3 protein-coding genes are annotated in these 1,373 nt (G+C 61.0%); 1 reads left to right on the top strand and 2 read right to left on the bottom strand.

Features of this window, described 5'->3' with window-relative positions:
- Positions 1-157, bottom strand: a 157-nt coding sequence (locus ABD301_RS42135) for a DUF397 domain-containing protein (protein WP_344315604.1), incomplete at its 3' end; no start/stop codon positions are given.
- A gap of 13 nt (positions 158-170) precedes the next feature.
- Positions 171-1,022, bottom strand: coding sequence for a helix-turn-helix domain-containing protein (locus ABD301_RS42140; RefSeq protein ID WP_279579453.1), 852 nt, complete (start codon positions 1,020-1,022; stop codon positions 171-173).
- Between the two features lie 144 nt (positions 1,023-1,166).
- On the opposite strand from ABD301_RS42140, the gene ABD301_RS42145 reads away from it, so the two are divergent.
- Positions 1,167-1,373: hypothetical protein (locus tag ABD301_RS42145; protein ID WP_344315603.1), on the top strand; the 207-nt coding region annotated here is incomplete at its 3' end.

Genomic DNA, 1,373 nt, shown 5'->3' on the forward strand with positions numbered 1-1,373 from the left:
AGGTATTCCAGGCTGCCGGCGATACAGTCAGGATTGGTGAGTGGTCGCCGAGCTTGCTGTCTCGGATGAGCGTCTGGTCGGTGGTGGCGGCAACCTCGACACAGTTGTTGTTCGAGCCGCTACGGGTGGACTTGCGCCACTGGCGAGTTGTAACCATGGTGAGCCTTCCTCTATGGATCTTCTTTGGGGCGCCGCGCGGTAAGTAGGTCGCGGCTGGCTTCGGGTGTGGCAGCCCGAGCGCGAAGCGCGTTGAACGCCTGCTGTGTGCGCTGGATGGCTGCTGGAGTGTCGAGGAGTACGTCTCCCGGCACGGTGTCGATGTACACGTTCGCTGGCATCAGATCGTCAAACTCCAGGAGCGTGATTGATCCGGGCAATCCTGGATGGATGCCGGCAGCGACGGGAACGACCTGAACCGTGATGTTCGGCCGGTCGCCCAGCATTTGGAGGTGTTCGATCTGCTCGGCCATGATCCGGCTGTCACCGACGAACCGATCAAGCACTGAGTCGTCGATGATGATCGAGACCTGTGGAGCGTCCTCGTCATCGAGGATGCGGAGTTGCCGGCGCATCCGGAAGGCAACCCATTCGTCGACGGCCGCATCAGCCATCACGACAGGCGTTGTTGCAGTAACGACCGCCCGGCAGTAAGCCTCGGTCTGCGCCAATCCAGGCACCACGTTCGTCTCGTACACAGAGATCGATATGGCGTCGCTCTCCAGCGCAACGAGGTCCGCGACTCGGCCCGGCAGGTCGTACGCGCGCCACCATGAATCTTTGGAACGCACGTCCTTCGCAAGCTGTGCGAACCGTTCGATCTCGTCTCTCGGCACGTTGTACAGCTGGAGCATGGCTCGGATGATCGCCGGCCGGCTGATCGTCTTCGCGGTTTCCATCCGGCTGACTGTTGCCTTGGTAACGGCGACTTCCTCCGCGACCTGCTCAAGGGTCAGGCCAGCAGCGTTCCGGTACTCGCGAAGAGCGATACCGAGACGCCGAGCACGTACGTAGGAGCGGGCCACAGGGGTAGCTTGCCAGGTCGATGGCTCGGGTGTCATTTTCTGTAACTTCTCATTCTTGATGGTTGCGAGTATGTGTTTACAGTGGGATGGTAGCGGTGTTGCTGTTACACAGCGAACTGTTGCAAACACTTGGAGGCACTGGCTATGCCGGCCCACATCCACGTCCAGGAGCCACGCAGTGATGCCGAATCCGTCACCGAACCGCCGGACGGTGAGATGCACGAAACGACCCCCCACCAGGCAGGCGAACCGCTGGGCAGCATTTCTCACGCGGATTGCGTGATCGAGGTGTGCCGCTGTCGTCGCTGCTGGCTGATCGTCGTGAGGGAAGAGAACAGCGAGGAAGAGTGG

Source organism: Fodinicola feengrottensis (assembly GCF_039530045.1).
Lineage (GTDB): Bacteria > Actinomycetota > Actinomycetes > Mycobacteriales > HKI-0501 > Fodinicola > Fodinicola feengrottensis.